Below are 26,714 nucleotides of genomic sequence, written 5' to 3'. Positions count from 1 at the left end.
CTTAATTCCACTGGCGCAAGGAAGCCCGCCATGAACATCGCCGTATGCCGGACTGCGGAAGCTCCTTCTGCGCGCGCCCAAGTGAAGTGGAGCCGTCGCTGGGAAAACGAACTGCAGCTCGCCGATCATGCCGAGCTCGCCGAGTTCTTCCGCAAGAGTTACGGGCCGACCGGTGCGTTCAATGCGCAGCCATTTGAGGGCAACCGAAGTTGGGCCGGTGCAAGACCTGAGTTCCGCGTAATTGGTTACGACGCCCGCGGGGTAGCTGCTCACCTCGGGTTACTACGCCGCTTCATCAAGATTGGTGGGGTCGATCTCCTCGTGGCCGAACTGGGGTTATATGCGGTGCGTCCGGATCTTGAAGGGCTGGGAATCAGCCACGCGATGCGCGTGATGTATCCCATACTGCAGGAGGTTGGGGTTCCGTTCGGCTTTGGTACGGTTCGGCCTGCGCTAGAGAAACATATGACCCGACTGGTCGAAAGGCAGGGGCTCGCCACCCTCCTGTCTGGCATTCGCGTCCGCTCCACGCATCCGGATGTCTATCCCAATTTGTCGCCCATCCGGATCGAAGACGTGATCGTGGTGGTTTTCCCGGTTGGACGCTCGATGAGCGAGTGGCCGGCCGGGACGATCATCGATCGGAACGGGCCTGAGCTGTGAACGAGCTTTTCCCCCTATCTGCTGTCCGATGCGACTACGCTGACGTGAGCGGAAGTCGCCCTGTCTATTTGACCTTTGACGATGGGCCAAATCCATTTTGCACGCCAGAGGTGCTCGATGTGCTGGCGCAACATCAGGTTCCGGCGACGTTCTTCGTGATCGGCACGTATGCGGCCGACCAACCTGAACTCATTCGACGAATGATCGCGGAAGGACACGAGGTTGCGAACCACACGATGACGCATCCGGATCTATCCAGATGCGGACCTGCGGAGGTGCACGATGAAGTGTTGACGGCGAGCGAGGCGATCCGTTCGGCGTGCCCGGAGGCCTCGCCCAGGCACATGCGAGCACCTTACGGCATATGGACACAAGAGGTGCTCGCTATGTCAGCGAGCGCTGGTCTCACAGCTCTGCACTGGTCGGTCGATCCGCGAGATTGGTCCCGCCCCGGGGTTGATAGAATTGTGAATTCAGTGCTCGCCAGCGTTCGCCCGGGTGCAATTGTGCTCCTGCACGACGGATATCCTCCTGATGAGGAGAGGCTGTGCACTGATGCTACGCAGCGTGATCAGACCACGATGGCGCTGTCATATCTGATTCCGGCATTGCAACGGCGCGGGTTTGTAATTCGTCCGCTCCCTCAACTTCACTGAACAAAAACTGGCACCCTATGGACCTGCTCGCTACAACCAGTGCTGTCGCCGTTTCGTGTTATGCACTGCTCTCCACTATCTACAAGAGCGCGCAAGCGCTTTATGCCCAACCGGCGAATAACTCATCGCTGCAGGACAACCTGGGACAATCGGACGTGGTCCTTCCCAGTGTAGACGTCATCGTGCCGTGCTTCAACGAGGATCCAAACACGCTCGCCGAATGTCTGGAGTCGCTTGCGAGTCAAGACTACGCGGGAAAGTTACAGGTCTATGTGGTCGACGACGGATCTGCAAATCGCGACGTTGTCGCGCCTGTACACAAAATCTATGCGAACGATCCGAGATTCAGCATCATCTTGCTGGCAAACAACGTTGGAAAGCGCAAGGCGCAGATCGCTGCAATACGCAGCTCATCCGGGGACCTGGTGCTCAACGTCGACTCGGATACGATACTTGCTGCTGACGTTGTCACGAAGCTTGTAGTGAAGATGCATGACCCAGAAATCGGTGCGGCCATGGGTCAGTTGATAGCGAGCAATCGCAGCGAAACCTGGCTGACCAGGCTGATCGATATGGAATACTGGTTGGCATGCAACGAAGAGCGTGCGGCACAGGCTCGTTTCGGTGCCGTCATGTGCTGCTGCGGCCCATGTGCGATGTATCGTCGCTCCGCGCTCGCTTTGCTGCTTGATCAATACGAAGCGCAATTCTTTCGCGGGAAGCCGAGCGATTTCGGCGAGGATCGCCATCTAACGATCCTCATGCTCAAGGCGGGGTTTCGAACCGAATATGTCCCGGACGCGATCGCAGCAACAGTAGTTCCGGACAGCCTTGGGCCATATCTGCGTCAGCAGCTCCGCTGGGCGCGCAGTACCTTTCGGGACACGTTTCTTGCATTACGTCTGCTGCCAGAGCTCGATGGCTATCTGACGCTAGACGTTATCGGGCAAAATCTCGGCCCGTTGCTTCTCGCCCTTTCATCACTGGCTGCGCTCGCGCAGCTTGTAATCGGCGGCTCGGTACCCTGGTGGACGGGATTGACGATTGTAGCAATGACGATGGTCCGGTGCAGTGTTGCAGCGCTTCGTGCTCGCGAAGTGCGGTTTCTCGGCTTCTCGCTCCACACACCGATCAATATCTTTCTCTTACTTCCTTTGAAGGCCTATGCACTTTGTACATTGAGCAACAGCGATTGGCTATCGCGCAAGGTCGCCAACGTGCCGGCCGAAGGGGAAAAACAGTGCGTCATCCTGCACCCGAACGCTGGACGAAGTCCTGCAAGTATAGGGGGAATGTCCGGCACAATTCATAAGGCGGGGCTTTCGCACCCTTCATCGAACCTGGCGGCGACGGAGAGTGTTTGCGCTCGCGATCGTTCGACCGCCTTCAAATAGGTGGTTGGCTCATGATCTCGGACAAAAATCATCAGCTATTAGAGCGAGAGTTGGCTGTCGACGATCCATGGCGCCTCGACAGTAGTTCGTTCGAGCAGGAGCGATACGCGCAAATGCTCCGGATGTCGCGTTGCGGTGGAGATGTTGCGTATGCCCTCGAAGTAGGATGTGCAGCCGGTGCATTCACGGACAGGCTGGCGCCGCTTTGCGAGCGACTCACGGTGGTCGATGTCATGCCGCAGGCGATCGAGCGAGCGCGACTACGGACCAGGAAGTGGTCACATATCACGTGGGTGACCTGCGACATTCAACGGTTCTCGACCACTGAGCAGTTCGATTTGATTGTCGTGGCCGAAGTTCTCTACTACCTCAAGGACATTGTCGAGATGCATGCGGCTATCCGCAACCTGGTGAGTATGCTTGCACCAAATGGAGCTCTGATTTTCGGGTCCGCACGTGATGCCACGTGTCAACGCTGGGGTCATACAGCTGGTGCCGAGACGGTGATCGGTCTCTTTAACGAGAGTCTATCGGAGGTCGAGCGTCTGCACTGCCACACCGGGTCGGTCAACGAAGACTGCTTGATCGTCCGGTTCCGGAAGCAGGGTCACCCGTCAGAACAATCAAACGTCAGTCACTAGGCAGGGGGTCGTATGCGCATCTGCGGCATCAAGTTAACACATGACGGCGCAATTGCTGTCGTCGAGGACGGGCGGCTTCTCTTTTGCACCGAGCAAGAGAAGCGAGGCAACAGTCCACGCTATCAATCCGTCGAGAATCTCGATGCAGTCGTGCTCGCATTGGCGGAGCATGGCCTGGATCCGCGAGATATCGATCAGTTCGTCATCGACGGCTGGGATGGGGAGATCGAGTCGCATTTCCAGGTCCTCAGTGGAGCTGTGCCGATCGCGCTGAAAGGGGCGCCATACGTCGAGCGCCATGCTGAGGGGCTTCTTGATTCCGTCGACGGCTTTGGCCTGATCCTCGGCGGCAAGGTGTTTCCATATAAGAGCTACCCGCACGTCACGGGCCACGTCGCGTCAGCATATAGCACCAGTCCCTTTGCCAGCGCGGGAGAACCGGCGTTGTGTCTGGTATGGGACGGCTGCATCTTTCCACGTCTTTACTATGTCGAACCTCGGGGGGCGCGGCTCATTGGATCCCTGTTTCCGATGATCGGCCACGCCTATGCTGCCGCGGGCCTTCACTTCGGGCCTTACAGGCAGCCGAACCGCTCCAGTTGGGATTTGGGCATCGCCGGCAAGCTGATGGCATACATCGCGCTTGGCGCTGTCGACGAAAGCATCGTGGCAGTGTTTCAGGAGCTTTATGAAAAGCGCTTCGCGGCCGACACCGAGCAGGCTCGTCGCTACCGCGCGGACATAAACAATGCGGAATCGTCTCTCGCAGCTATACACGAGTTCTTTGAGGCAAGCGCATTGCGCCTGACGGCGAAGCGAGCGGAGGACGTTCTTGCGTCGTTTCATGTGTTCCTGGAACGTCTTCTTGTCAGGGAAATCGCGATGGTTCTGCTGCGGCACTCGTCGCTTCCGGGGGCGCGAAATCTATGTGTCGCCGGAGGTTGCGGTCTCAATATCAAGTGGAACAGTGCGCTTCGTATGACGGGACTGTTCGATGATGTCTGGGTGCCGCCGTTTCCGAATGACAGCGGCTCGGCAATCGGCGCTGCTTGCGGTGCGATGGCGGCGCAAAATGGCTTCGGGCCAGTGGAATGGTCAGTCTACAGTGGGCCGGCCCTGCAGGACAGCGAGCTTCCGTCGGACTGGGAGGCCGCGCCGTGCACTCTGCGTGAACTTGCGGCGATTCTCGCCGACAACAAGCCGATCATCTTCCTTTCCGGGCGCGCCGAGCTTGGGCCGCGGGCGTTGGGCGGCAGAAGCATTCTTGCAGCCCCGACCTCGCCAGCAATGAAAGATCATCTCAACGACATTAAGCGTCGCGAGCACTTCCGACCGGTGGCGCCGATTTGTCTGGAGGATCGGGCCCCAGAGATTTTCAACCCAGGTACGCCAGATCCTTACATGCTGTTCGATCACCAGACCCGCGCGGAATGGCGCGACAAGGTCCCCGCTGTCGTCCATCTGGACGGTTCGGCGCGGCTGCAGACAATCTCCCGCAACTCTCCGCACAAAATCGCCGAGCTTCTCGTCGAATTTGAACAACTCACAGGCGTTCCGCTGCTCTGCAATACGAGTGCCAACCTCCACGGACGTGGATTCTTTCCGGATGCTGCCGCGGCCTGCGAGTGGGGACGGGTTGAGCATGTGTGGTGCGACGGCCTGCTCTGGACCAAGACGGTCGTAAGGAAGTCATCATCGGCCGAACGACTTCTGTCAGCCTAAGAGTGAGCATGTCCACCGTAGCAATCGACCTTGCCGGCGTGAAAAAATCATTTGGCGACAAGATCATCGTCAATGATCTGTCGTTCTCGGTCGCGCGGGGAGAATGCTTTGGCCTTCTCGGGCCGAATGGAGCTGGCAAGAGCACGATCGCGCGCATGCTGCTTGGCATGATCTCGCCGGACGGAGGAAAGATTACGGTGCTCAATGAGCCTGTACCTGCACGCGCTCGTGTCGCACGTGTGCGTATCGGCGTGGTGCCGCAATTCGATAATCTTGAACTCGAGTTCACCGTACGAGAGAATCTGCTGGTGTTTGGCCGCTACTTCGGCATGAGCGCTCGCAAGATCGAGGCGGTCGCCCCCTCGCTGCTCGAGTTTGCACGCCTCGAAAGCAAGGCGGACACGCGCGTTGCCGAGCTGTCCGGTGGCATGAAACGGCGGCTGACGCTGGCGCGTGCGCTAATCAATGACCCGCATCTGCTCGTGATGGACGAGCCGACGACTGGTTTGGATCCGCACGCCCGCCACCTGATTTGGGAACGTCTGCGAGTTCTGCTTGCGCGGGGCAAGACGATTCTCTTGACCACTCACTTCATGGAAGAGGCCGAACGCCTGTGCGATCGGCTGTGTGTCCTCGAGGGTGGACGCAAGATCGCCGAGGGCAAGCCAGACGGCCTGATCGATGAGCATATCGGCTGTAACGTGATCGAAATCTATGGGGGTGATCCGCACCAGCTCAGCGAGCTGATTAGGCCGTATGCGCGGCACATCGAAGTGAGTGGAGAGACGCTCTTTTGTTATGCGCCATATCCGGAGCAGGTACGCGTGCAACTGCGCGGGCGAGCGGGCCTTCGTATTCTGCAGCGCCCCCCGAATCTCGAAGACGTGTTTTTGCGGCTGACCGGGCGCGAGATGGAGAAGTGAGCGATGGGTGAAAGTTATGCGGCGGTGATGCCCGCTAACGCGTACAACTGGATCGCGGTATGGCGTCGGAACTTCCTGGCATGGAAGAAAGTCGCACTTGCATCGATTCTTGGCAACCTCGCAGATCCTCTAACCAATCTGTTTGGCCTCGGCTTTGGCCTTGGACTGATCGTGGGGCGCGTTGAGGGGACGTCGTACATCGCGTTCCTGGCGGCAGGCATGGTCGCGACCAGCGCCATGACGTCCGCGACCTTTGAAACCATGTATGCAGCCTTTGCACGCATGGACGCCAGCCGCACCTGGGAAGCAATCCTCTCTACTCAGCTCACGCTTGGCGATATCGTTCTGGGTGAACTGGTGTGGGCGGCCAGTAAGTCCGTTCTGGCCGGAACAGCGATCGGGATCGTCGCTGCTACGCTGGGTTATGCATCATGGCCATCCATTTTGTATGCGATGCCAACAATCGCTCTCACTGGCCTTGTCTTCGCCAGCCTGGCGATGCTCGTCATATCTCTTGCGCCAAGTTACGATTACTTCGTGTTTTACCAGACGCTTGTCCTCACTCCTATGGTGTTTTTGTGTGGCGTGGTCTTTCCGACGAGCCAGCTGCCCGGCTCGTTTCAGCACTTCGCCGGCTTGTTGCCGCTCGCACATTCGGTCGACCTTATTCGCCCAGCGATGCTTGAGCGCGGCGCCGACAGTGCTGCGCTGCACGTCGGTGCGCTCTGCGTTTACGCGGTCTTGCCCTTTTTCGCGTCGACGGCACTATTTCGGCGCCGCCTGCTGCGTTGATGTGAGTTGAGCGAAAACGGAGAATGTCAAATCGATTCAGTGTCACGATGCTTTCTGCGGTAGCTCGGGAGTGACCTGGTCTGTCACAGCAGATGCTGCAATGGCCTTAAGAGGTCGCGATCGAGTTAGGTGTACGGCCGCCTGTTCGGTCGATCGGTGTCGGACGCCAGCACCGTTATTTCTGAGCGCCTGTCGCTAGGCGCCGTGACGGACTTTGCAAAGTTGTGTTGTGCTGTCTGGCCCGCGCACCCGACGGAGCGTGACTGTACAGATTAAGTAGGTGGGACGGCAGTTGGCCTTGCCGTCATGATCAAATGGAGAACGGGATGTTGTGCCTGGGAGTGAGTGGCGGTCTTGACAGAATCTATGAAAGCTCGCCGGAGCTGCCGAATACATTTCTTCACGATGGGGCTGCGGTTCTTGTGCAGGATGGCCGCGTGATCGCTGCTGTCGAAGAGGAGCGCCTCAACCGCGTCAAGCACTCCAACAAGTTCCCGAGCAATTCGATCCGATACTGCCTTTCTACCGCAGGAGTTGAGCTCGGAGAGATCGACCGTATCGCGTTCTACGCGACTGAAGCCTACTGCAATACTATGCTCGAGCGCCTTTCTGTTTCTCAGCCCATTCCGTTGGACGCCAAACTGTTGCTGCGGCAGCTGCTGACACGGGAGTTCGGCGCCGAGATCGATCCGTCCCGAGTTTCCTTCGTGAATCACCACGAAGCGCATGCTGTGAGCGCGTTTGCCATGTCCGGGTTCGAGCAAAGTCTTGTTTTTGCGATCGACGGCGGTGGCGATTTTCTCTCCGGCTTATTGGCGGTGGGGTCTGGCACCGAAATTACGCAACTTGAAAGCTTCCCGGAACATAATTCCCTGGGGCTGTTCTATCTCGAGACGATCCGATATCTCGGCTACGGGTTGTTCGACGAGTACAAAGTGATGGGGCTTGCCCCGTATGGTGATCCCGCTCCCTATCGCGAGCTCTTCGCGCAGTTCTACGAGTTGTTGGACAACGGTGGCTATCGCGTTTACCTGGATCGAATCGGTCCGGCCCTGGTCCGCAACATCGAGGTTCGGCGAAAAGGAATGCCATTCACCCAACAGCATCGAGATGTCAGCGCTTCGCTGCAGGAAGCGCTGGAGCGGATCGTGTTTCACATCCTGCGGCACCATCGTGAAGCGACGGGCATGACACGCTTGTGCCTGGCTGGCGGGGTAGCGCATAATTGCACGCTGAACGGTAAACTGCTTTATTCCGGGCTATTTGACGACATCTTTGTTCAACCCGCGGCGCACGACGCCGGTTGCGCACTCGGCGCTGCATTGATGGTATCGAACGAGCTGGGCAGGCCAGCACCACGCGAGCGACTGCCGGACGTTTATTGGGGGCCCGATCTCGGGAGCGACCAAGCCGTAGAGCATGAGCTCAACGCATGGTCAGGCCACCTCGACATTCAACGAAGTGATGACATAGCATCCAGTGCGGCAGACTGGATGGCAAATGGCGCTGTAATCGGCTGGGTTCAGGGCCGCTCTGAGTTCGGCCCCCGTGCGCTTGGTAACCGCAGCATTCTTGCGGACCCGCGGCCTGCGGAAAACAAGGACCGCATCAACGCGATGGTCAAGAAGCGTGAGGGCTATCGCCCGTTTGCGCCATCTGTACTGGAGGAGGATGCGAGCGAGTTCTTTGAGCTCCCGGACGGCACGCAGCAGCTCCCCTTCATGAACTTCGTAGTTCGTGTGCGTGAAACCAAGTGTAACGTGCTCGGTGCGATCACGCACGTTGATGGGACCGCTCGGCTGCAGACAGTATCGCGCAAGACAAACCCCACCTATTGGGATGTAATTAATGCGTTCAAGAGGCGAACGGGCATCCCGGTTCTTTTAAATACGTCATTTAACAACAATGCCGAGCCGATCGTGGAGTCCGTGTCAGATGCGATCACCACGTTCTTGACGACTGACCTGGACGGACTTGTTGTTGGGCCTTTCCTCGTCAGGAAGCGGCCAGCATCACTGCAGGATTGGAGTGCACTGGGCGTTTCATTGCCGCCGTATGCATCCCTTCATCGTGTTCGCTCCCACACAGCGCCAGATCGTCAGGAAACGGTCTGCGAGATCCGCAAGGGACATTCCGCCCACGATAGTATGCGTATCTCACATGAGCTTTTCGAGATCTTGATGCGGATCGAGGGCGAGGCGTCGCTCGGCTGGCTTCTCGACACAACCATGCTGAGCCAGGCCCAGCGTGAAGATCTCGTGAAGGAATTGCGGCTCGTGTGGGAGCTGCGGGGCGTTCGCCTGCATCCGCCGCGCGCGGCTTGCGGCCACAATGAAGTGAAAAATAGACATAGCCGGGACTCATGAGCATGGCCATGCCTATACCTGCATGTGAGGGGGCCAGGCCATCCGACGCACACGGGGTTATCGGGCATCCGACTGAAATCGGGCACGTGGACGCGACACCGCTGAAGAAAAGACGGAAAGTGTTGAGAGAACGCGGCCCATCAAGGAGAGCGCTGTTATGAAGTTCTACCGACGCAGCTCGCCGGCACTGCGATTTCAGACCATGACGTCGGACAAGATGATACGTGAGATGTCTGCAATGACGTCTCTTGTCCAACCAGGAGCCCGGGAAGAGGCGATGCAGATGCTTAGCGGTTCGAGGAAGGATCGGTTCGTAGTTTCCCGGCGACGTACGGGGTTCGGCGACTGCCTGTGGTCACTGGCCGCTGCCTGGCGTTTTGCAAAGCAGACAGGACGGACGCTAGCCATTGATTGGCGGGGATCTTGTTATCTCGATGAGCCATTCACCAACGCTTTTCCAGTCTTCTTCGAACCGGTTCAAGACATTGCCGGCGTGCGGGTAATCTGCGACGACAGGATCAATCAGTGCTCATTTCCGGGACCATTCTTCCCGACATGGTGGAACAAGCCATCCATCGATTGCGTCTATCGTCCGGACGAGCAGATTTTCCGGGAACGCGACGAACTCGATCAATTGTTGCGAAGTCAGAAAGATAGTGACGCTAACACGGTCGTGTGTGACGCGTGCCTGATGTGGCGCTGCGATCAGGAGGCCGAACGAGAAATCTTTCGGAGCATCAAGCCACGACCTGAAATTCAGGCTCGGATTGATGCTGTCTACCGTGAGCACTTTGAGCCGTACAGCGTAATCGGCATTCATGTCCGGCATGGCAACGGCGAAGATATTATGGGGCATACTCCCTACTGGGCCGACCCGGAGCGCGCCTTGCGACAGGTCTTTGATGCGATTGATAAGGCCCGGGGGTTACCCCACGCAAAACCCGTGAGAGCTTTCCTGTGCACGGACAGCGCGCTCGTCCTTGAGAAAGTTTCGACTAGATTTCCCGATGTGTTCACGATCCCCAAACGGTTTCAGGCGCCTCAGGCCGGCCCATTGCACAACGCCGCGCTAGGAGCCGAGGGCGGCTTTTCCGCCCTGATTGATATGTATCTTCTTGCGCGCTGCGACACCGTGATCCGTTTTCCCCCGACGAGCGCCTTCACGCGCTATGCTCGTCTCCACGCACCACGCGTTATTGAATTCGATTTGAACGATCCGAGCCGCTTGGTCCTGATTGAAGAAACCTCGCAAGAGCTCGTTGCTTCATGAAAGTCGTTGCCCGCTTGATCGATCTGATTGCCGCTCGTTGCATCCAGCAGTGCTGGCACTTTTTTTCGGGGCGGCATTTGTCGCAAAGTAATGCTCTGTCGCACAACTCCACCGAATGCCTCCCGCCGAAGCTCGACGTCGACAACGATGGCCCTAACGTGCTGCCGCCACGTTAAACAGGTGGAACACGTCTTCGCCTTGCGCGGACCGCGAGTGGAAGCTAATCGGTGGTCGGTCGCGGACGAACATATCGAAAGGGTCTCCGTAGAGCCGGTGAGTTCCGTAGTTGCGGTCGGGCACGCGCTGGTGCGGAGCGGCGGTCTCGAGAGCCACTATGTTGGGCTGAACATCCAGTAAGCCAGGTCGTGGTCCAGGACCAATCCGGCGAAGTGCCAGTGCCGGACACTGCAGAGCAGAGCGCGATAAAGTCAGCATCAGTTGCCGACAAATCTGACGCACGAAGCTGGTAACGTCAGTTTTCGAGTTGACGCGGCTACTGGCCGCGGGCCGCTATCCTGATCGATCGTTCCTCCAACGAGAGGCGGTGCCCATCGGCTGGCTCCTCGGTTGCGCGATCAGGAAAGAGAGCGCGGCTGCACCCTCGTCTTGACGCAGGCGAGTGTGCTCGTGACATTACGTAGGTAATGCACCATCGTTGTCGCAGAGCACACGCACGGTGTCTTGAACCCACCAAGCATTCCGCGTGCGCGACATTAGGACGCAAAAACGGAGTTGATTTGCGTGCATCGCAGTGGCGCAAATTCTGCTACGCGTGCGCCGACGCAATAGGAGAGGAGGCGGGCGTGGGTCTCGATCTGCCGAATGACGATCTGATCAGAGGTCAGCTGCCCGAAACACACCTGGGTTGCCTCTTTCACGCCGATAATGCCCGTATTCATCGCGGAGAACAGAAGGCGATGTTGCTGACCGGGGCATCGCGCGGAATTGGCCATGCCACTGCCAAGCTGTTTTCGGAGGCGGGCTGGCGCATCATTTCTTGCGCGCGCCAACCGTTCGACAGCAAGCGATGCCCCTGGGAGGCAGGGAACGAGGATCATGTTCAGATCGACCTGAGCAATCATCGAATGCTGCCGCGCGCGATCAGCGAGGTCAAGAAGCGCTTGGCAGGTGCTCCTTTGCACGCGCTGGTGAATAATGCTGGTGTCTCGCCGAAAACGCCCACTGGCGATCGGATGACGTCGTTGACGACTTCAACCGAGACCTGGATGAGCGTGTTCCATCTCAATCTGGTGGCCCCGATCATGCTGGCGCAGGGTTTGTTTGACGAGCTAAGAGCCGCGTCAGGATCGATCGTGAATGTGACTTCGATCGCGGGCTCGCGGGTGCACCCGTTTGCCGGCAGTGCCTATGCGACCTCAAAAGCTGCGCTTGCAAGCCTCACACGCGAAATGGCCCATGATTATGCGCCGCATGGCATTCGCGTGAATGCGATCGCGCCCGGCGAAATCAGGACGGACATGTTATCGCCCGACACAGAAGCGCGTCTCGTGCCAAACATCCCCTTGCGCAGAGTGGGAACCCCGGATGAAGTTGCCAAGGTCATCTTCTTCCTGTGCTCGGATGCGGCGAGCTATGTCACGGGGGCCGAGGTGCCGATCGATGGTGGGCAACATCTGTGAATTGGCCAAGCCTTGGCGCCGCAGTGACTTGAGCTGCAGCAGCGGTACTTATGCTCTCCGCTGACGACGCGCACACATTCCGCAAAAGGAAAAAGGCACACTGTAAGTTTACCGTCGTGCCATGAAAAGGTGTTACGGTTCTGTGTCATCTCGTCAACACTTGGAACTAGATCGAGAGTGACATGCAAAACGAACCTCGCAAACCCGAACAAGGTGCTACGGAGGATCATCAAGACAACGGAGGCCGCCTCATGCTGGATATCCCTTCCTCACTCGAAAGACCTGCCTCGCAACTTGAGCCGGAGCATAAGCTCTCGGGGGAGCCGTTGCGTGAGAGTGCGTTGGCCGGCATCTTCGAAATATCGAAAATACTCACGGCTCCTTGTCCGCTCGAAGTCACATTGGCAAACGTTGTTGATCTTCTGCAATCGTTTGTGCAGATGCGACACGGCATCGTCTCACTGTTCGACGATGACGGCATGCCGGACATTACAGTGGGCGCCGGCTGGAGCGAAGGCAGCGACGAACGTTACCGGATGCGCCTGCCACGGAAGGCAATCGATCAGATCGTCGCGACAGACAGGCCTCTTGTCGCCGAGGACGTGGCCGCCGAGCCGGCATTCAGCGCTGACGACCGGGAAGTGCTCGGCGCATCCGATAATATGCCAGTGTCGTTCATCGGGGTTCCGATTCGCATTGGTCCGAAGGTTGTGGGTACTCTGACGATCGACCGTATCCGCGACGATAGGTCAAGCCTCCGCATCGATTACGATGCGCGGCTGCTCGCCATGATCGCCAACCTCGTGGGACAAACAGTGAAGTTAGACCGCGTGTTCGCCTGCGATCGCGAACCACTGGTGGCGGAGAAAGACCGTCTACAAAAGCAGATATTTGACCTCAGGCAGCCCGCTCGAGAGCGCAAGAAGCTACACGTCCATGGGATCATTGGCGACAGCCCGGCGCTGCGCGGGCTGCTCGAGAAGATTGCGGTTGTAGCCAAATCGAAAAGCACGGTTCTGTTGCGTGGCGAATCCGGTACCGGGAAGGAACTCGTAGCCAAGGCCATTCACGAATCGTCGTCCCGCGCCAAGCGGCCGTTCGTTAAGCTGAATTGCGCGGCGCTTCCTGAGACCGTCCTGGAATCGGAATTATTTGGCCATGAGAAAGGTGCCTTTACCGGTGCGTTCAGTTCGCGCAAGGGACGCTTCGAACTTGCTGACAAAGGAACGCTATTTCTTGACGAGATCGGCGAGATTTCAGCTCCGTTCCAAGCGAAGTTGCTGCGCGTCCTGCAAGAGCAGGAGTTCGAGCGCGTCGGCAGCAACCAGACGATTAAGGTCGATGTTCGAGTCATAGCTGCGACCAACAGGAACCTTGAAGAGGCCGTGGCACGGAGTGAGTTCCGCGCGGACCTTTACTATCGCATCAGCGTAGTTCCCTTGCTGTTGCCACCGCTGCGCGAAAGACGCAGTGATATTCCGCTGCTTGCCAGCGAGTTCCTCAGAAAGTTCAACAACGAGAACGGCCGTACGCTGACCTTGGAGGCGAGTGCGATCGATGTTCTGATGAAGTGCGGCTTTCCGGGAAATGTCCGCGAACTCGAAAACTGCATCGAGCGGACAGCGACGCTGTGCGCCGGATCATCGATCGTAAGAACTGACTTTGCATGCCACCAGGCCCAGTGCCTTTCCGCGATGCTGTGGAAAAGTACATCGGACGGGAGGCCAGACCAGCCGGCACCCATCCCGCCGGTGCCCGGAAAGTCCATCATTCCGCTAGCTGAAGCGACCCCGCCGGTCCCGTCCGTCGGCAGCGAACTGACCTCACTGGCTCCTCCCGGCACAGTTCTCGTAAGCGGCGCGAAGATGGCCGATCGCGAACGGGTCATTGCGGCCATGGAAAAATCTGGCTGGGTGCAGGCAAAGGCAGCGCGCCTGCTCGGACTAACGCCACGCCAGATCGGCTACGCGCTGAGGAAATACGGAATCGAAATAAAGCGGTTCTGAACGACAAAATCGGCCGGAACCTTTACTATCACAGTTGAGCCAAATAGCTATGTGAGGACGATCTCCGGTGGCCAATCTCATTGCAATCTTAAAGGAACGGGTCCGCCCTCGGCGGCGACTTGGCCACGACCGAAACCGCTCCGCTCGCTTCCGAGACTGCTGTCGCAAGCAAGCTCACCTGGTTCGGTGAGAGATGGATTTGCGCGCCACGACATACAGAGCGTCACCTTCGGTCTGCAAGCGTGAACCGTCAATTGCTCGACATCAGACGAGCTATCACGCGTATTCGTCCATCAAGCCGGACTAGCGGCAATTCTCATTGACCGTCAACCGGTCCGCCGCCCGCTCGTGATTAGCGGCGGTAGTCTGTCGCAAGCCGTCCTGGCGTCACTCGGCTGGCGTGCCCTGCGGAACAGCGCTGTCGCAGCCCCGACTTGTGTCAGCATTCGTTCGTCAGGAAGAGCGGGCTAGAGGGGCGCATTACCCGCTCTAGCCACTGTGATGGCAAGCCGATTTCAAAAGGATGGCGATGGTACAACACTTGCTGTTCTCTTCGCAGCTGTCGCAACTTTTTGGAGCAACTCCGTGCACAATGTCGTTTGCATCAAACAGGTTCCGGACTCGGCGCAGATCCGCGTGCACCCCGTGACCAATACGATCATGCGTCAGGGAGTGCCGACCATCATCAATCCATATGACCTCTTCGCACTCGAGGCCGCGCTGGAGCTTCGCGATCGGTTCGGCGGCGAAATTACCGTGCTTACAATGGGGCCGCCATCGGCGGAAGATTCCTTGCGAAAGGCGCTGACTTATGGCGCCGATCGCGCCGTACTCCTCACCGATCGCTGTTTTGCGGGCTCCGACACCCTGGCCACAACGTATGCACTTGCAACAGCCATCCGAAAAATTGGTAAGGAATACGGCCCGACCAACCTTATCTTCACGGGAAAGCAGACCATCGACGGCGATACCGCGCAGGTTGGGCCCGGCATCGCAAAGCGGCTTGGCGTACTGCAGCTAACCTACGTTGCCAAGGTCAGATCCTTAGATCTCGCCGCCCATACAATTGAAGCGGAACGACGCTCCGAAGGTGGTGTCCAGGTGCTGCACACGAGGCTGCCCTGTCTCATCACCATGCTGGAGGCAACGAATCAGATTCGGCGCGGCGCGATGGCGGATGCCTTGCGTGCCGCGCGTGCCCAAATCGTGAAATGGAGCGCGCACGATGCCGGTGTCGAAGACGTCTCCAAATGCGGCCTCAAGGGCTCGCCGACCGTCGTCAAACGAGTGTTCGCTCCCTCTGCGCGGGCTGAGAAGGCAACGTTGGTTGAGGCCGCCGAGCAACCGGCACAGGCGTTGATAGACGCAATTTTCAAGTATCAACCGAAGCTCGAAACCGATCTTGCGGCACTTGTCCGTGACGCGTGATCTGGAGAGCCCTGGCAACGATAAGATCGGAAACGGTCCGAGGATGTACCAAGGGCAAGAGGCACCGTCCAGTGAGAGCGCGCAAGATGTAGTACGCATCTCAGCCCGCGACCTGCGCATTCTGGTCTATGGCGTTCTTCGATCGCTCGCGATCACCCGGGACTGCATGTTCCGTAGACCGATCGATGCCCCGAGTTGGCTGCGATCAGGCGCATCGACTAAGGGCTGCGCATGCGTCCAGACCCCCACTGTGTGGTCGTATTCGACGACTGCTTCGCGCGTAGTTGTTACGAACGAAGACGGAACACGTCAGCGACTAGGATCACCATGCTAGCGCGATGCCGCTTGAACGCCCAAAGTGCTGTCGCGCGGTTCAGGGCGCAAAGCCCACCTATGTGTCGCCTTTTGAGCAATGTTCGCAATTCAACAGCCCTATACCCATTGTGAGTGGCCGCTGGCTCTTCGCTGTTTGGTTTCCGAGGGCCGTGCAAGTCCTGTCAGGTTCAATACACTTGCAATGAGGAGTCGGTCGCCAGCGTTTCGTCAACGCACTCATAACCTTATGGGGCGAGTGCACGGTTTTGGCACGGTGATTGCTGTAAACGTGCAAGAACACAATATGGCGGCGCTCGCAACGCGAAAACTAGCGGCGGTCTCTTTGAGACGCTCGTGCCGCCCAGCAGCCGGCATTTCGCGCAGCTTGCGGCCAAAGGCGTCAAGCGCCAGGTAGATGCGGATTGATCCTTGCAATGTTGTACGTAGGTCATAGCCGTTCGATGAACTGGCAGGAGCAGCAACCGCGAGGGCTTGATTCATCCACGACAGATCGCGAAAGCTGGAAGCGCCCGGGCGACTCGCGCAGTGACGTTAGCTTCCCGATGGCGTGCGCTGGCAAGATCTCACCATGACTCTACAAGCGATTGCTAGCCGTGCCGGGTATTCACGGCATCGGACTGCTCATGGTCCGGAATCCGACTGGATCGCCGCCGCTCAATTTGGTGGACATCGCGTGAGCAGGATTGAGCATGCCGCTGTCTGGTACGTGAACGTCGGCACGAGGAAGTTCGCCTCGATGGTGAACGCGATCATACGACCATCGAACCAACGAAGTTGCAGATCTCCGCGGCGGCCAATAGCCGGTCCGGACACGAAGTGGCTTCGTTCTCTCCTCATCGCCATAGGTCAAATGACATCTCAAGCGTCTCGATTTCCACCGGATCAGCCTCCGCAGATATGCTGCGAGTATTTGACTGAGCAAGCGCGAGCCCTGTTCGGCCCGCACCCGTTCGATGTGGAGATGTCCGAAGACCAGGTCGCTATCCTGATGCCTGAATACCTGGCGATGTCACAGGCGTTCTCGTACCTGCAGGCAGAGTCGCAAAGGGATCTCATATTCGATGCAATGCATCACAATCGAGATCGTGCGAGGGACATTGAACTGACCAGCATGGTCGCAAATTTTAACTGTTGGGATGAGAGGGGTGGTTATCGCCGAGTTCCCCAGGGCGGCAAGGCAGCGCTACCCGATATTCCGGTCATTGAAAACTTCCACTCAAACCTCTTTAGACAGAATGCTTCGCGACTACTCGGCAGAGCAGTGCGGACCAACTACAGTGCCACGACGAAGCGGTGCCTGTATTCTCTCTATGCCGGATTGTCATCGAAAGACCCCCTAGTGGGTTGCGCCTACATGGTCGGTTTTGAGCTACACGCTGCGGACATGATCCAGTCGCGGCGGACCACTTTGGTAAAAACCTTTGAGGCGCGGTCTGACGATCTTGAGAATTTCCGCAGCCATGTCCGCGGAGAAGATCCCGCGGAGAAGTATCACAGAGAAATGACAAGCCGGCTGCTTGGCGAACTTGTCCCGGCAGACTTTAATGGTCGCTTTTTGAATGAATTCGATCGAGCCTATCGGCTCAGCTTACTGTGGTGCCGCGATCTGCTCCGAATCGTCTCACGTGAGGGAGATGGTCACTCGGAGATCGAACACCATGGCCGTTGTCATTGTGGTTCTGTCAAGTTCTGCGTCCGAGCGCCACGAGAGCTTCTGCAGTTCGATGCAATTGCTCAATCTGCCAAATGTCTGGATTTCTGCACTTGCTCGTACCTGGCGATAGGCTCGGCATTAAGTGCGGCGAAGAATTCCTCACTGCGTACCAGTTCAACAAGAACATCGCTCGGCACACGTTTTGCCGGCTTTGTGGCCCAAAGCCATTCTATAGGCCGCAGTCGAACCCTTCCGGATTCAGCCGTAAATATTCGATGCCTGGATAATCGAATGCATAAGAATAAACGAGTTCGATGGCGAGCATTGGGAGCAAGCATTCCGCTATATGCGCCAGGACCCGGTAGCCCTGCCTCGAAGATTGAAGCCCTGGAGTGAACTAGAATGGCGCGCGCAATGAATGATAAATCCCGTCTGCTTTCAGAAGAAGCTCTGACAAAATACCGCATAGAGCTGTTGGTGAAGGGGACGGTCGTGATCGGCCCCCAGATATTGTTCACCCAAGATGACTTGGCCAGGATCGATCAGCTGCAGGCTGAGATTCCCGAAGAAGAAGTGCGGGAAGGAGATGCCGGCGACTCGCACCATGTCTTTGTCAAACGCGTGAGGGTAGACCCGCCCGGCCGCGCTCCTAGCAACGCGAGTGGTGCAGCTCCAGGGCAGATCATGGAACTACTTGAAAGGAAAGACCGCAGAGTCGCGGTAAGAAAGATCTTGGGGGCATCGTCAGATTACGTGATTCGCCGATGCCAAATGCATCGTATGCCACCTGGTTCCTTTGTTGGCATGCATCGGGATGCGGCGAGCGACCCGGATTTCGAGTACTCGGTGATTGTGCAGCTCGCGAGAGACTTCGATGGGGGGGAGTTCGTGGTATATCCAAGCGGATACGAACAGCAGGTATTCCGACCGCCCTTTGGCGCCGTGCTTGTCACCACATGTAGGCTCCGACATGAGGTGAAGCCTGTGCTGACCGGGGAGCGCCGATCGTTGGTCTACTTCTGTTCAAAACGCACCGGCGCGAACCGCCGGGTCGTCGTAAGCCCTACCGGTGGCCTGTGATTGAGGTGGTTGAAATGGCCTTTGAATGAGTTGGGTATCGGGTGAGCTCATCAGAAGATGAGGTTGGTAGCTCGGCCATCTTGTGAAAGAACAGGTTGGGTCTTTGTCGCTGTGGGACATAGACTTTTCTTTTAAAGCCCAACGAAAGGTCGCCGGCTAAAGCCGCTCGGAAGAGTAACTCCGCTGGGTCTCGCAACAGCGCCGTCCAGCTCGCCGCCCGTCTCGGTTCCCGCGTGCAACCGCCCCGCATAGCCCGGCAGCAGAACGGCCATGATTGCGGAGTTGTTTTGGTAGACTTGACACGAGCGCTGATTAGAGGCCGGGGAGGCCGTCTTGCGCGTTGCGCTGCCTTACGCCGTTGGCGCAGGGTAAGCCTCCGAGGAAAGACGCCTTGCGACGGGCTGGCTTGATGGTTGAGAACTGTACGTATGGACAGCCATACGATCAGTGCGCTGAATCGACTGGAAGTGGTGGAGACGGGCCGGCGGCGGCGTTGGTCTGAGGAGGAGAAGGCGCGGATTGTTTTGGAGAGCCTGTCCGAGCCGCGGCTGGTTGCGGCGACAGCGCGGCGATACGGCTTGTCGCGTTCTCTGCTGGTGACTTGGCGAAGAGCCTTCGCGGCGGAGCGGACCAAATCCGAGGCTGGCTTTGTCAGGGCAGTTGTGGCCGAGGATGGGCCTGTGGCGTCGGTGGCGGCTTCATCGGAGAGCGCGACAGCACACTCGACGGAGCGTCGGATCGAGATCGAGCTGGCTGGCGGGCGGCGCGTCATTGTCGATGCGGGCGTCGACGTTGAGGCGCTTCGGCGGCGGCGATCTCGCCCATTGCGCTGGAAGCGGTGCCTCGAATTGACCAGCTGTTCGAGATCGAGCGCGAGATCCATGGGTTGAATGCCGAGGAGCGGCTGCGGGTCCGCCAAGACAGAAGCGCGCCGCTGCTGAGCGATTTTGAGGCTTGGCTACGGGCGGAATCCGCCCGGCTCTCGCGTTCGTCAAACGTGATCAAGCCGATCAATTATCTGCTCAACCGATGGGATGGCTTTGCTCGTTTTGTCCATGACGGAAGGATTTGCCTGACCACGGATGGCGCTGTGGATCCTTTTCGAGCTGCGCCAGGGTGGTCTTGCGCATGAACAGGGGCAGGCGGGACAGGCCATCGCCGCCGAGCGCGAGGCAGTCGAAGGCGTAGAGCTGAACCTCGTCATCGTGCCGGCGCGACTGGAGCGCGTCGAAGTCCGATAACCCGTCGACTCCGAGCACGACGGCCTCGCCGTCAAGGATGAATTGCTGCTGGCGCATCTTCCGCGCCGTCTCGACGATCCAGGGATACCGGCTGGTCCAGTCGAGCCCACTCTTCAAGCGCCAGCCGCACGCGGTCGCCGTCCCGCTCGACGCGGAGCCGGTAGCCTTCGTACTTCACTTCGTGGATCCAATCAGGGCCAGCCGGCACCACGTTCCGGGCCGTTGGTAAGCAGAACAAATCCTTCGGCATGGCCGGGATCTATGCACGCTCGTCGGATTTGCGTGTCCGGTCTCCGATGCCGCTGTGCGCCGCCTGGACGTGCCGGCTGACGCTATTGTTGGTGATCGGCTCGCCGCAGAAGCAGTGCGCCTGGCCGCTGGTCGGCTAGGTCGGGAGCGGTAGCTTCTCGTCGTGCATCCGGTCCTTCCACGCGTGGAAGTCTCGAGACTGGCGCCACATCTCGAAGTGCGCTTCGGTTCGGCTCGCCAGGAGCGGCGCAGGGCGAGCGGCAAGACGATGAACCGCTGCACCTCGAGCACCTAATCGCCGATCGGCCGGCACTTCAGGAGCGACTTAAAGGTGGTCGCGATTGGGGCTGACAGAGCTCTAGAGCATTTTCCAATCACGTTGCGTCGTAACCAGCCGCGACGAGATAATTGTGACATTCCTCGGGTGAGAAGCGTTTGAGAGCGTCGGCGATTGCTTGCCAGAGATCGGGCATGGTGCGCGCTGCCGCGGCCCGCAACAGCGTCTTCAATCTAGAGAAGGCCATTTCGATGGGGTTGAAGTCTGGACTATAGGGCGGAAGATAGAGCAGGCTTGCTCCGACCGCCTGGATGGCCTCTCGAACGCCATGGACCTTGTGAGCGGGCAAGTTGTCCATGATAACGGTATCGCCCGGCCGCAGCGAGTGAGCAATTGCTCGACGTAGGCCAGGAAAGCGTCGCCATCCATTGGGCCGTCCAGAACAAGCGGCGCGATCAGACCGTCGGAGCGCAATCCAGCGGTGAATGTCGTCGTCTTCCAATGTCCGTGTGGGATAGCTGCACGACATCGCTCGCCGCGTGGCGAGCGCCCGTGAAGCCGCGCCATTTTGGTGTTGGCGCTGGTTTCGTCGATGAAAACGAGACGCTCAGGGTCAAGATCGATTTGCCCTTCGAACCACTCCTCGCGCGCGGCATTTATATCGCCGCGCCGTTGCTCGGCGGTGTGCGCTGTCTTTTTTTAAGTGTGATCTTTCTGCGCTGGAAAAAACGCCAGAGCGACGCGATGCCAGTCGATATTCCACGACGTTTCAACAGTTCTCGCAACTCGGCGAGCGTGATATCCGGCTTCGCGTTCACCGCCTCCAGAATCAATTGCGAATGCGCTTCGATGCGCTGCGATTTGCGGTCACCGCCCTGGCGTTTAGGAACGATGTCGCCAACTTCCTTGAGGCGACCGCGCCAGCGGATCGCGCTGGCCGCGCTGACACCAAAGCGCTCGGCAGCCTGTCGACAGGACATGCCACCGTCAATCGCTGCTACCACCCTTTGGCGAAGATCAACCGAAAGCGCCCTGGCCATACATGCTGGCCTCCCTCGCCAGCATGCAGCTTGAATCTGACTCGCGCCGCTTTGGGAATCCCCACCCGATTCATTCCGGTCGGAAAATGCTCTAGCGAGACGAAGCAGACATTCACCTCACGTCCTCAGGGTACCGCTTTCCAGCGCGCGATCGAAAGCTTGGGCAAGTTCGGATGAATTGAGCGATTTAAATATAGTCAGGGGCAGACTCTCAGCTACGCCGGCCTCAATCGACAGATCGAGCGGATCGCCCGCGCCTTCAAGAGCCAGCTCGGCGTCCAGAGGGGAGACCGGATCGCGATCGTCAGCCTCAACAGACCTGATTATCTGGCGTTGCTCTATGCCTGCTGCGAGGCTCGGCGCAATCCTCGTATCATTGAATTGGCGCCGTGCGGCCGCCGAGCACTTTTCATTTTGTCAAAGCGCTCGACAAGGTGCTCCACACCCACTTTATGCCGGAGACCACGCTTAATGCATTCGAGCGGGGCCGGTCGACGCTGGCAGCCCTGGTGCCAGCCATGATGCAAGCCCAGGCCAGCAATGACGCGCTCGATCAGTATGCAGCGATCCAACTTGTTATCCATGCGCATCAGGTCCGCACAGCACGATTGTCCCGATGCGCTTCAGTCGCAACCCCGAAATGCTTGTTCGAGCTCCCGCTCGTATGCTTCGGTTGGCCTTCGTACAGGCTATGATCGCACCGCCTTGGCAGGACTTGGTTCTGGATGGTTGTCATTGGCTGCGAACAATGGATATTGCTTGAGGGATCTCGGGCGATTGATCGCTCACTCTGTTCTGCTCGGCGACGGTCGTGTGCATCTGTCGGTAGTGATAGGCACACCACGAAGATAGTTTCTTGCCGCGTCCTTGATATACAGGCTCGCCGCACATATAGGCCGCTCTGGCATCTCCATCTTTGAAGCCGATGATGCAACGGCATTGGCCTTCAATATGGTCGATTAACAGGACCTTCTTGACGCCGTCGGGCTCTTTCAACTTGGATGCTCCATAATGCCAAGCAATATCTTCCGATGCCGCGGGATCACGCGGAGCGGCACTCGCAGCTCAGGATCTTAGGAAACCTGCGGAGGCCCGCCGTCAGCCGCACCTTTGCGCCATGGAAATGCCTAGCCAGCCACGGGAAAGTAGTTTGAACAGAGCGCAAAACCGGTTCGGCGAACTGATTTTGGCGCGGTGTCGCGCGGCTCTCTGGTGGCTCGGCTCAGGTTAGCCCCATAGTTTCGGTTCCTGAATGCCTAAGCATTCAAAGCTACGAGCGAGCCGTAGCGCCATCGGGTCGTGGATCTGACCTGCTGAGACATTCGCAATCCTTCATAATCCCGGCGGCAGACCAAGATAGGTGCCAACCTCAAGACCGTACAATTTAACGTTACGTCAGATTCAAGCTTTTTTGGCAGCCTGTGAGAACATGGCCAAGCTCTCGGGCTGCCGGATCGGCCGGTCTGGTGTCGCAAGCATTCAGCGCTGCAATTTGCGTCAAGAGAGTTCGTCATTTCGTTGGTGTCCGCTGGATTAGCTACCATCATGACCCGACGGACGTGCAATATTTCGCCGTGTAGGCCGGATCAGCGATCCAGCGGCCAACTGAGAATTGCCGCACAATAGGACCCTTCTCAAGCAGGAAACCACGCTGAGCGGCCGGCGAAGTGCACATGGAGTCGTGGTCGCGATCCGACCGGCTGGGCTGGAGCCTCGCTGGGCCCCCGTGCGGATGCGATGATGCCGATTGCGGTACCGGTGCGCGCCTGCCAGAGTTTCTCCGCACGTAGACGGCAGCGGCGCACCTAAGGCACTTTTAGGAGAACACGCTTTTTTGCCTCGAGAAGATGCTTATCGAGCGTCGCGTGCAGCGCACCCCGCAGCTCCGGCGGGATCGAGCTATCTGTATCGATCAATTCCCGAAACTTCCGAATGATGTGTTCTATCATTGCAATAGATCCGAGTGCTTCAATATTCTGCCGGGACATCATCGATTTTCTCCTTCGGAGCGCAGCGCGCGCTTCGTCGGGGGCTCACCTCGGCAACCCCGGCTGCAACAGGCTCTTCGATAAAAAAAATTGGCTCTCGGGCCGCGTGCTCGGCGCGAATTGCTTTGGTCGGCGGGGCGAGTGCAGGCGGCGCACGCTCCTTGAAATCCCACAGACGTGAGCGCATTCGCGGCTGCAATATCGTCGCGCTCGTGAGCCGCAGTCTTGGTCGGAATACTGGGACATCGGCCAGCCTAGCTGTCACGCGTTCGAAACCGCGATCAGGCGCTTCAGTCGAGCGGCTGCGGCGCCGCGATCAAGTGATTCTTGTCCAAGTGCTACGCCTTCCTGCAGGGTCGAGGCCCGCCCGGCCACGACCAATGCCGCCGCTGCGTTCAAAAGCGCAGCGTCGCGAAATCGACCTGGTACGCCATCAAGCGCATTTTGCAGTGCAACGGCATTAGCCTCGGCATCGCTGCTCTCCAGCGCGTCGTTGCGGCAGCGGGGGAGCCCGGCTTCTTCCGGCGTCACTTCGAAGGTGCGGACTATACCCGCCTCAAGCGCAGCAACAAAGGTTGGACCGGTGAGGGTCATTTCATCGAGCCCGTCCGAGCCATGAACAACCCATACCGACTGGGCCCCAAGGTTCTTCAAAACGTGCGCCAGGGGCTGGACCCATTCGGCAGAGAACACCCCAACGATCTGCCGCTTTACCCTGGCCGGATTGGACAGAGGCTCGATCAGATTAAAGATCGTGTGGGTTCCAAGTGCGTTCCGGATCTGGCCGACGCGCTGCATCGCCGGATAACGGGCTGCCGCAAACATGAAGCCGACGTCGGCTTCCTGCACACAACGTGCAATGGCCTCAGGCTTGAGATCGACCTTCACGCCGAGCCGCACCAACAAGTCTGCGGTGCTTGATCCCGAAGACGCAGCGCGGCTGGCATACTTGGCGACAGGAATGCCGGCCCCGGCGACGATAAAGGAAGCACACGTCGACACGTTGACCGAATACATAAGGGTGTCGCTCGCGCCAGCGATACCGAAGGGGTCGCATGCCGCCTCGACACGCGGCATCCTATTCCGCATCGCGGAGGCGGCGCCGGTGACTTCTTCGACCGTCTCGCCCCGGACCCGCATCCCCATCAACAAGCCACCGATTTGCGAGGGAGTCGCGTACCCCGACATCATGCTTTCGAAGGCTGACGCAGTTTCCTCACGCGTCAGAGTGGCGCCGGTGGCAACTTTGCCGATGATTGATCTAAGCGCTTCCATCGAACTTTACACGTTCCTTGTCCAAGCCTCGCGCTCTTCCGTTCAACGAAGCATCGTTGAAGAGACCTGGCACCGGTTGCCTTGATGCAGCTGCCCGCCACACGGGGCATGGTCTCATTGACGCTTGAGGCGGCAGTCGGTTGAGTGTGCGCACCTTGGCGAGGCTACAACCTGACGCTACGTGAGGGGCAAGCTTCATTTTATGGTGCCGTCGATAGGAGATCGCCGCCTAGTTGGAACTTGCAGTTTGCTTGACGCCGGGACCAATGGCACTGTCTAGGGACCGCTTGCCGCGTCCGCAGCGCCCTCTTGACCGCGGTGTTCCGGCCGGATCACCGCATCCTTCAAAGCCTTATGGCTTTCCGGCGCCGCCGTCGTGGAGCGTTGAAGCGGCTTCCTCTACCTGCTTCGAGGCTATCGGTGCTGGGTAGATCGAGCCCGCTCTACAAAAGAACCCCAGCCGATTGCAAATGAAGGTGCGCAGGACAGCCTTCGTAGAGCGATGGACGTGTTCCGTTGATCCGCCCACATGAGGCGGTGAGCCGCCGGTCTTCGGTCCCGCCTTACAGTCGGACTACGCCGTACTGCGGCGCGTCGAAAAGCGCATGGATCAAACGCGCGTCCCGACATAGCGTAAGTTCCTGCGCCGTGCGAGCTATTACAAATGATCGCAAACGTCGGCACGGACGCGCCATGATCAGCTTTGCGTCCTTGGTGATCCCACGCCGTTCATATTCGCGGCCAACCATCAAGCCCGTTGCATTCTGCAGGAAGAGCAGGAGCGTTCTCGCAAACCGGGGTCCGCAATTCCGGCGATAGCGCCAGCGTGGGCGTTTCCTCGATGATCTCTTGGAAACGGCGCTGCACCCGAACATTCGCGCTCGAAGAGAGGGATCAGGTTACCGAAGCAGTCACCGAGCACCTGTACTTCAATATGTCGAGGGCTTTCGACATATCGTTCAACATCAAGTCGGACATCTCCAAAGCAGCGACGCGTTTCACTGCTCGATTGCTCAATGGCTGCCTCCAACGTAGCATGGTCGCGTACAATCAGCATTCCCTTGCCGTCACCGTCCCCTGATGGCCTTGACGAGCAAAGGAACTCCAACAGCCCGCGCTCTCGAAACGAATGTTGGCGGATCATCTTCCTCGATGGCGCAGGGTGCGTAGCCGTTGCCCTGAACGAAATTACGGGCGCGGATCTTATCGCCCATTAGTTCGATAGTTTCTGGAACCGGCCCAATGAACGCAATTCCGGCCTTTAACACTGTCCTCGCGAATTCCGCACTCTCAGAAAGCACTCCATAACCCGGATGTATCGCGCCGGCGTTCGCCTTGTGGGCGGCAGCGATAATCTGCGCGATGTTCAGATAGCTTGCGATCGGCGGGCGGCCGCTGATCGGAATGGCCAAGCCGGCCATTGAGACGGCCGGGGTCCCTTCGTCAACCTCATGCTGGGCAATTGCAGAACGACGTCCAAGCTTGTGCAACGTTTTGATGATACGTGCGGCTATCTCCCCGTATTCGCGATCAGACCGGTATTGAAGGGTAATTTGCGCATTCGCCGATCCAGACAAGCGCGATTGAACCAGAGCGTCGGTCAATTGTAGGCGAGCCATGCTCGTCACCTGACCTTGGGCGACGGTCCTGCTGGTCAGGCTGAGTCCACTTCTGAGGATGAGGCAAACGAACAGGCCGCCATATCTTCACTTCGAGTCCTTGCTTTTCTTGCCAGTGTCACGCACGGAGATCACGTAGCGACATTGCTGACTGAGGCTCGCTTGTCTGGATCTGAGGCAGGTAGTGATAGCGGTGCGATCTGGTATGTGGCTGCTACAAAGGCGAAACACGTCCTCCATGCAAGCCTCTTTCTCCTCTGCGGTCGGCGCTTGATCGCGCGCGTCGACTGGCCCGGGCATCACAGCTGTCATTGCGACCGCAAGAGCGATGGCGCAGTAGTAAATTGTGAGGCTGGAAGCCAATTGAGCTCGTTGATTTTGAGTCATGATATCCCTTCAAATCGGTGAGGCTGCGGTATTGTTCTTTGCGCGAAGCGCAACATGACCTGTCAAC

General features: G+C 58.4%; 24 protein-coding genes and 3 pseudogenes. 19 read left to right on the top strand and 8 right to left on the bottom strand.

What is annotated here, in order from left to right; genetic code table 11:
• The first annotated feature begins 30 nt into the window (after positions 1-30).
• The 17 genes and pseudogenes from ACVWW6_RS43630 to ACVWW6_RS43550 form a co-directional block, all read left to right on the top strand.
• Positions 31-663: a NodA family N-acyltransferase gene (locus tag ACVWW6_RS43630; protein WP_271565628.1), complete on the top strand. Its 633-nt coding sequence runs from the start codon at positions 31-33 to the stop codon at positions 661-663.
• Complete coding sequence (nodB, locus tag ACVWW6_RS43625) at positions 660-1,319, top strand: chitooligosaccharide deacetylase NodB (RefSeq protein WP_097668517.1); 660 nt, start codon at positions 660-662, stop codon at positions 1,317-1,319. The genes ACVWW6_RS43630 and nodB overlap by 4 nt, the downstream gene beginning before the upstream one ends.
• Positions 1,320-1,336: 17 nt before the next feature.
• Complete coding sequence (nodC, locus tag ACVWW6_RS43620; protein ID WP_143279285.1) at positions 1,337-2,713, top strand: chitooligosaccharide synthase NodC; 1,377 nt, start codon at positions 1,337-1,339, stop codon at positions 2,711-2,713.
• A gap of 11 nt (positions 2,714-2,724) precedes the next feature.
• Positions 2,725-3,354, top strand: coding sequence for a nodulation methyltransferase NodS (nodS, locus tag ACVWW6_RS43615; RefSeq protein ID WP_097668518.1), 630 nt, complete (start codon positions 2,725-2,727; stop codon positions 3,352-3,354).
• Between the two features lie 12 nt (positions 3,355-3,366).
• A complete protein-coding gene (gene nodU, locus ACVWW6_RS43610) occupies positions 3,367-5,076 on the top strand; it encodes a nodulation protein NodU (protein ID WP_097668519.1) in 1,710 nt (569 codons plus the stop codon).
• A gap of 2 nt (positions 5,077-5,078) precedes the next feature.
• The gene (gene nodI, locus ACVWW6_RS43605; protein WP_456682959.1) at positions 5,079-5,999 is read left to right on the top strand and encodes a nodulation factor ABC transporter ATP-binding protein NodI; all 921 of its coding nucleotides are present in this window, start codon (positions 5,079-5,081) and stop codon (positions 5,997-5,999) included.
• 3 nt (positions 6,000-6,002) lie between these two features.
• Positions 6,003-6,791, top strand: coding sequence for an ABC transporter permease (locus ACVWW6_RS43600; protein WP_097668520.1), 789 nt, complete (start codon positions 6,003-6,005; stop codon positions 6,789-6,791).
• Positions 6,792-7,117: 326 nt separating this feature from the next.
• Positions 7,118-9,157, top strand: a complete 2,040-nt coding sequence (locus tag ACVWW6_RS43595) for a carbamoyltransferase family protein (RefSeq protein WP_161536460.1) — start codon at positions 7,118-7,120, stop codon at positions 9,155-9,157.
• 157 nt (positions 9,158-9,314) lie between these two features.
• Entirely contained in the window at positions 9,315-10,427 is a 1,113-nt protein-coding gene (locus ACVWW6_RS43590; protein WP_271575573.1) for a nodulation protein NodZ, read from the top strand.
• Positions 10,424-10,603, top strand: a complete 180-nt coding sequence (locus ACVWW6_RS43585) for a hypothetical protein (protein WP_143279286.1) — start codon at positions 10,424-10,426, stop codon at positions 10,601-10,603. Before ACVWW6_RS43590 ends, ACVWW6_RS43585 begins: the two co-directional genes overlap by 4 nt.
• Positions 10,604-11,230: 627 nt before the next feature.
• The gene (locus ACVWW6_RS43580) at positions 11,231-12,067 is read left to right on the top strand and encodes an SDR family NAD(P)-dependent oxidoreductase (protein ID WP_097668524.1); all 837 of its coding nucleotides are present in this window, start codon (positions 11,231-11,233) and stop codon (positions 12,065-12,067) included.
• Positions 12,068-12,249: 182 nt separating this feature from the next.
• Positions 12,250-14,073, top strand: coding sequence for a nif-specific transcriptional activator NifA (gene nifA, locus ACVWW6_RS43575; protein WP_161536458.1), 1,824 nt, complete (start codon positions 12,250-12,252; stop codon positions 14,071-14,073).
• Positions 14,074-14,658: 585 nt separating this feature from the next.
• The gene (locus ACVWW6_RS43570; RefSeq protein WP_097668526.1) at positions 14,659-15,501 is read left to right on the top strand and encodes an electron transfer flavoprotein subunit beta/FixA family protein; all 843 of its coding nucleotides are present in this window, start codon (positions 14,659-14,661) and stop codon (positions 15,499-15,501) included.
• Positions 15,502-16,798: 1,297 nt separating this feature from the next.
• Entirely contained in the window at positions 16,799-17,887 is a 1,089-nt protein-coding gene (locus ACVWW6_RS43565; protein WP_456682958.1) for a GFA family protein, read from the top strand.
• A 6-nt stretch (positions 17,888-17,893) separates the two neighbouring features.
• Positions 17,894-18,571 carry a 2OG-Fe(II) oxygenase gene (locus ACVWW6_RS43560; protein ID WP_456682957.1) on the top strand — a complete coding sequence of 226 codons (678 nt, stop codon included), beginning with the start codon at positions 17,894-17,896 and terminating at the stop codon, positions 18,569-18,571.
• 428 nt (positions 18,572-18,999) lie between these two features.
• Positions 19,000-19,461 carry an IS66-like element accessory protein TnpA gene (gene tnpA, locus ACVWW6_RS43555; RefSeq protein ID WP_097668604.1) on the top strand — a complete coding sequence of 154 codons (462 nt, stop codon included), beginning with the start codon at positions 19,000-19,002 and terminating at the stop codon, positions 19,459-19,461.
• Positions 19,386-19,661: pseudogene (locus tag ACVWW6_RS43550) on the top strand (IS66 family transposase); the annotation flags it as partial. The gene tnpA and the pseudogene ACVWW6_RS43550, both read left to right, overlap by 76 nt.
• Here the strand turns inward: ACVWW6_RS43550 and ACVWW6_RS43545 are convergent.
• The gene (locus ACVWW6_RS43545) at positions 19,594-19,869 is read right to left on the bottom strand and encodes an ATP-dependent DNA ligase (protein WP_333924391.1); all 276 of its coding nucleotides are present in this window, start codon (positions 19,867-19,869) and stop codon (positions 19,594-19,596) included. The pseudogene ACVWW6_RS43550 and the gene ACVWW6_RS43545 sit on opposite strands and share 68 nt — an antisense overlap.
• A 191-nt stretch (positions 19,870-20,060) precedes the next feature.
• Here ACVWW6_RS43545 and ACVWW6_RS43540 point away from each other — a divergent pair, with 191 nt between their 5' ends.
• A complete protein-coding gene (locus ACVWW6_RS43540) occupies positions 20,061-20,201 on the top strand; it encodes a hypothetical protein (protein WP_179879907.1) in 141 nt (46 codons plus the stop codon).
• A 234-nt stretch (positions 20,202-20,435) separates the two neighbouring features.
• Here the strand turns inward: ACVWW6_RS43540 and ACVWW6_RS43535 are convergent.
• Together ACVWW6_RS43535 and ACVWW6_RS43530 are read right to left on the bottom strand one after the other, a co-directional pair.
• Positions 20,436-20,905, bottom strand: a pseudogene (locus ACVWW6_RS43535) (IS630 family transposase).
• A gap of 89 nt (positions 20,906-20,994) precedes the next feature.
• The gene (locus ACVWW6_RS43530) at positions 20,995-21,378 is read right to left on the bottom strand and encodes an IS630 transposase-related protein (RefSeq protein ID WP_161536456.1); all 384 of its coding nucleotides are present in this window, start codon (positions 21,376-21,378) and stop codon (positions 20,995-20,997) included.
• Positions 21,379-21,555: 177 nt separating this feature from the next.
• On the opposite strand from ACVWW6_RS43530, the pseudogene ACVWW6_RS43525 reads away from it, so the two are divergent.
• Positions 21,556-21,781 (top strand): annotated as a pseudogene (locus tag ACVWW6_RS43525) (AMP-binding protein); the annotation flags it as partial.
• Positions 21,782-22,110: 329 nt separating this feature from the next.
• Here the strand turns inward: ACVWW6_RS43525 and ACVWW6_RS43520 are convergent.
• From ACVWW6_RS43520 to ACVWW6_RS43500, 5 genes are all read right to left on the bottom strand, one after another.
• Positions 22,111-22,374, bottom strand: a complete 264-nt coding sequence (locus tag ACVWW6_RS43520; protein ID WP_161536454.1) for a hypothetical protein — start codon at positions 22,372-22,374, stop codon at positions 22,111-22,113.
• An 809-nt stretch (positions 22,375-23,183) separates the two neighbouring features.
• A complete protein-coding gene (locus ACVWW6_RS43515; RefSeq protein WP_097668530.1) occupies positions 23,184-23,369 on the bottom strand; it encodes a hypothetical protein in 186 nt (61 codons plus the stop codon).
• A gap of 258 nt (positions 23,370-23,627) precedes the next feature.
• Complete coding sequence (gene trpD, locus ACVWW6_RS43510; protein ID WP_456682956.1) at positions 23,628-24,641, bottom strand: anthranilate phosphoribosyltransferase; 1,014 nt, start codon at positions 24,639-24,641, stop codon at positions 23,628-23,630.
• 748 nt (positions 24,642-25,389) lie between these two features.
• Positions 25,390-25,698, bottom strand: coding sequence for an ATP-binding protein (locus tag ACVWW6_RS43505; RefSeq protein WP_245448758.1), 309 nt, complete (start codon positions 25,696-25,698; stop codon positions 25,390-25,392).
• Between the two features lie 10 nt (positions 25,699-25,708).
• On the bottom strand, positions 25,709-26,260 hold the full coding sequence (locus ACVWW6_RS43500) for a biotin carboxylase N-terminal domain-containing protein (RefSeq protein ID WP_456682955.1): 552 nt from the start codon (positions 26,258-26,260) through the stop codon (positions 25,709-25,711).
• Between the last annotated feature and the right edge of the window lie 454 nt (positions 26,261-26,714).

The sequence above is a fragment of the Bradyrhizobium sp. USDA 3311 genome (genome assembly GCF_054062495.1).
The sequence above is the reverse complement of the archived record's forward strand: the minus strand, read 5'-3'. Positions and strand labels throughout refer to the sequence as shown.